Consider the following 4,456-nt stretch of genomic DNA (forward strand, 5'->3'; position numbering starts at 1 on the left):
TAAAATCATATAAAAGAACAACAAAGTTTACGAAAACAGCCATTTTTAAAAACCCCCGGACTTCTCGAATCGAAGCCGGGGGTTTTATTTTAAGAAGAGTTTTACGCTCTACTTATTATGCATGTTTTGTAAGCAATTCTGCAAGTGCTTCTTTCGGCTGGAAGCCGACAACTTTATCTACTACTTCACCGTCTTTAAGAACGATAAGTGTTGGGATGCTCATAACACCAAATTTTCCAGCTGTCTCTTGGTTTTCATCCACATCGACTTTTACAATTTTCACTTTTTCGCCCATTTCAGAATCTAATTCTTCTAGCACTGGAGCGATCATTTTACAAGGTCCGCACCATGGAGCCCAGAAGTCAGCAAGGACTAATCCAGATTCCGTTTCGGCAGTAAAAGTTTGATCTGTAGCGTTTGTAATTGCCATTTAAATAGCCTCCTATTATTCAACTCGTATTCTAACGACAGTATATCACCGTTTTTTCATTGATGCTAACAATTTGCTCGAACGTAATTTACCCATGAATTCAAGAAAATATTCGTGCGTTGTGATCATGAAAACAAGCGGCTAAGCGCCGCCCGAATGATTGAACCATTATGCATTTATTAGTAATTTTTTAAACTCTTCCGTTAACATTGGGACGACTTCAAATAGATCTCCGACAATTCCGTAGTCAGCCACTTTGAAGATGTTAGCTTCAGGGTCTTTATTGATGGCTACGATTACTTTTGAGTTTGACATACCGGCAAGATGCTGGATGGCGCCTGAAATACCGCAGGCAATATAAAGGTCGGGTGTGACGACTTTCCCGGTTTGACCAATTTGTAATGAATAATCACAATAATCCGCATCGCATGCACCACGTGAAGCGCCAACTGCACCATTTAAAACTTTCGCAAGCTCTTTTAATGGCTCAAATCCTTCTTCACTTTTGACACCGCGTCCGCCAGCAATGACTACCTTAGCTTCTGAAAGATCTACCCCTTCGCTTGCTTTGCGAACAACTTCTTTAATAATCGTCCGTAAGTCTTTAATATCTACAGATAAAGAAGTAACATCACCAGTTCTTGATTCATCTTTTTCTAACGTGCTGATATTATTTGGACGAATTGTTGCAAAAACGATACCATCTGAAATAATTTTCTTTTCAAATGCTTTACCAGAGTAAATCGGACGAGTGAATACGAGATTTCCTCCAGCCTCTTCTAAGTTTGTCACATCTGAAATTAATCCAGCATTTAATTTCGCAGCAATTTTAGGAGCAAGGTCCTTCCCTAATGCCGTATGTCCAAATATTAGACCTTCCGGGTTCTCAGCTTGAATGACTGCTAGAATTGCCTGGGAAAAGCCATCAGGTGTATATTGTTTCAGTTTTTCATCTTCCACTGTAATTACACGATCCGCTCCAAAATGGATTAATTGATCGCCAAAAGCGCTTACAGAATCGCCAATTAATACACCTACAACTTCTCCGCCATCAGCTGCCGTTTTTGCTGCTCCAACCGCTTCGAAAGACACGTTACGCAATGATCCGTCACGGACTTCACCTAGTACTAATACTTTTCTAGCCATTATGTTAACCCCCTGCGATATTATTCTTATTCCCTGAATTTCTTTCGATCATATTACTTTCGCTTCTGTATGAAGGAGTCTGACAAGTTCTTTTACTTGTTCTGCTAACTCGCCTTCAAGTACTTTCCCTGCTTCCTTCTTCGGCGGTAAATAAATTTCGATTGTTTTTGTCTTCGCTTCTACATCGTCTTCTTCAAGATCAAGATCGTCTAGCTCCAGTTCGTCAAGCGGCTTTTTCTTCGCCTTCATAATCCCTGGTAATGAAGGGTAGCGCGGCTCGTTTAAACCTTGCTGAGCTGTGACTAAAAGAGGAAGTGATGTCTCAATTACCTCGGAGTCCCCTTCGACATCGCGGACAACTGTCGCCTTGCCACCTTCAATGTCCAGCTTTGTAATGGTCGTAACGTAAGGAATATCAAGAAGTTCTGCTACACGTGGCCCGACTTGACCAGATCCGCCGTCAATCGCTACGTTTCCAGCAATAATCAAGTCTGCTTTTTTATCTTTTAAATATTCGGATAGAATCTTGGCAGTTGTAAATTGATCGCCATATTCCAAATCATCCTCTGTATTAATTAGCACAGCTTTATCAGCACCCATTGCCAGTGCCGTACGAAGTTGCTTTTCCGTTTCTTCGCTCCCAACAGAGACAACAATAACCTCTCCACCTTGTGCATCTCGCACTTGAATCGCTTCTTCAATCGCATATTCATCATAAGGATTAATGATGAATTCAGCGCCATCTTCGTTTATTTTCCCGCCTGAAATCGCAATTTTTTCTTCCGTATCAAACGTTCTTTTCAATAATACATAGATGTTCATGATTTCCCTCCTAAGTATAAAAACATTTCATTAACTTCGAAAGATTATGAAAATTTTTGGCGTACGGGGTTTAACTTATTCCCATGTAAACTATTATAATAGATTGCTAGAATAATTGTTATAGTAAAATTATTAATTATTCTAATTTCCCGGTAAAATTCGGTTCTCTTTTTTCAATAAAGGCCGAAATTCCCTCTTTACCGTCACTTGAAACGAACACTTCTCCGAATAGCTTCGCTTCCTTCTTGACCCCATCATAATATTTTTCTGTTTTCGTATAATTTAAAAGTTCAATTGCTGCTTTGATAGAACCTGGGCTTTTCTTCGCGATTTTCTTGGCCATCTTGTAAGCATTTTCCAACAATTCAGCTTCAGGGTATGCGTGGTTTGCTAACCCGTACTGAACTGCTTCTAATCCGGTAATCGGGTCACTCGTAAACAGCATTTCCGCCGCTTTCGCTGTCCCTACAAAGCGTGGAAGCCGCTGTGTACCAGCAAATCCCGGAATTAATCCAAGCTGCAGCTCAGGTAGTCCAAGCTTTGCATTTTCAGCTACTAATCTGAAGTGGCATCCCATTGCCAGCTCCAAACCGCCGCCAAGCGCAGCTCCATGAATCGCTGCAATAATCGGTTTCGGGTATTTCTCCATTCTTTCAAAAAGGTCTTGTCCAAATGTGGAAAGCTTTGAGAATTCATCCCCGGTACTAATCGTGGTGAATTCTTTAATATCAGCGCCAGCGGAGAAGAAGCGCCCTTCCCCATGAATCAGAATGACCCTAACTTCATCATTTGTTTCAATTTCGTCTAAAACAGCCGATAGCTCTTTTAATACCCCTGAAGAAAGAGCATTTGCAGGCGGCCGTTCAATTGTTATTGTAGCAACCAAATCTTGATAGGCCCATTTTAAATATTCCACTTTTTATCTCTCCCTCATATTATCAAATTCGCCTTGGCGTATTTGCGCCCAGAGTTTTTCGAGCTTGCTCTATAAAAATCTGAGGCATCCACCGGAGGCTTACCTTTATTCAGCCGGGGTTTGAACCCCCACTGAATTGGATACCTTTTTGCATTCATCTCGCCACTTAAATTCGTATAGAGACTTATGCTGAATAAAGTTAAAAAATATTTAGTCTCTACGAGTTAAATGGTTGTCGAACTCCGCCGTACAGAACGTACTATTGTCGACGTTGCCACATCGCGTGACACACTTAGCTGGTCAGCCCTCCATATTTTCACTCAGTTCTCGTAGGATATATCTGTTCATTGATTATTCCGAAGGCGCTTCCACTTTTCTATGCTCCGCACCCTTTAAGAAGTAATTGATGAACTGGGCTTGCCAAAGCGGCAATATCATACTTTTGATCATTCATCACCCATGTTGTAACGGTCTCGTCCATTGTTCCAAACACCATTTGCCGAGCCAATCGTATATCAAGCGAAGGAGAAAACTCCCCGTTTTCTTTTCCGTCAATTAAAATTCTTTCTACTAAAGAAAGATATCCTTTAAGGACTTCATTAATTTTATGACGAAGGTCTTTGTTTGATTGTCTAAGCTCCAACTGAGTTACGATGGCCAGGTGACGATCCTCCGAGAGCATAGTAAAGTGCGTTTCAACCATCATTAATAACTTCTCTGCGGCCGTCTCTTTTCCTGCAATCTTTTCTTCTATTTTTTCAACAAAGTTTCCCATTTTTTCTTGAAAGAGAGAGATCAGTATATCTTCTTTGTTCTTGAAATATAAGTAAATCGTACCATCAGCGACGCCAGCCTGTTTGGCAATCTTAGATATTTGAGCATTGTGATAGCCATTCTCTGCAATTGCAATCACTGCTGCATCAATGATTTGGCGGTATTTAGGTTTATTCCTTTTCAATCTTTTCCCTCCTTTCAAGAAACAACAAATTACCGTTCTGTTTTAGCTACTAAAAGTCATGTAAAATAAGTCGATTCATTTTTTTTTGGTTCTTTTCGCATATATAGTTATTATTAGCCCTCAAAAGTTTGCCCGTTGATTTCCGCTGCGGGCACTTGCTTTCCGCGGGGAGGGACGGGAGCCT

Annotated in this window: 5 protein-coding genes; all 5 read right to left on the reverse strand. The window is 40.7% G+C overall.

Going from position 1 to position 4,456, the window contains the following annotated elements; genetic code table 11:
• Positions 1-115 precede the first annotated feature (115 nt).
• The 5 genes from trxA to BGM26_RS11560 all read right to left on the reverse strand — a co-directional run bounded on the left by trxA (position 116) and on the right by BGM26_RS11560 (position 4,272).
• Positions 116-430 carry a thioredoxin gene (gene trxA / locus BGM26_RS11540; protein WP_217039959.1) on the reverse strand — a complete coding sequence of 105 codons (315 nt, stop codon included), beginning with the start codon at positions 428-430 and terminating at the stop codon, positions 116-118.
• 168 nt (positions 431-598) lie between these two features.
• Positions 599-1,576 (reverse strand): electron transfer flavoprotein subunit alpha/FixB family protein, encoded by a 978-nt coding sequence (locus BGM26_RS11545; protein ID WP_217039960.1) that lies wholly within the window; start codon positions 1,574-1,576, stop codon positions 599-601.
• A 48-nt stretch (positions 1,577-1,624) separates the two neighbouring features.
• A complete protein-coding gene (locus BGM26_RS11550; protein ID WP_217039961.1) occupies positions 1,625-2,398 on the reverse strand; it encodes an electron transfer flavoprotein subunit beta/FixA family protein in 774 nt (257 codons plus the stop codon).
• A 136-nt stretch (positions 2,399-2,534) separates the two neighbouring features.
• Positions 2,535-3,314, reverse strand: coding sequence for an enoyl-CoA hydratase (locus BGM26_RS11555; protein WP_217039962.1), 780 nt, complete (start codon positions 3,312-3,314; stop codon positions 2,535-2,537).
• 376 nt (positions 3,315-3,690) lie between these two features.
• On the reverse strand, positions 3,691-4,272 hold the full coding sequence (locus BGM26_RS11560) for a fatty acid metabolism transcriptional regulator FadR (protein ID WP_217039963.1): 582 nt from the start codon (positions 4,270-4,272) through the stop codon (positions 3,691-3,693).
• Positions 4,273-4,456 lie beyond the last annotated feature (184 nt).

This window comes from Bacillus sp. FJAT-29790, assembly GCF_019039215.1.
Lineage (GTDB): Bacteria > Bacillota > Bacilli > Bacillales > Cytobacillaceae > Cytobacillus.

Bases quoted from the DNA above. Each gene is read 5' to 3' on its own strand.
- trxA (WP_217039959.1), bottom strand. From the start codon at position 430: ATGGCAATTACAAACGCTACAGATCAAACTTTTACTGCCGAAACGGAA.
- BGM26_RS11545 (WP_217039960.1), bottom strand. From the start codon at position 1,576: ATGGCTAGAAAAGTATTAGTACTAGGTGAAGTCCGTGACGGATCATTG.
- BGM26_RS11550 (WP_217039961.1), bottom strand. From the start codon at position 2,398: ATGAACATCTATGTATTATTGAAAAGAACGTTTGATACGGAAGAAAAA.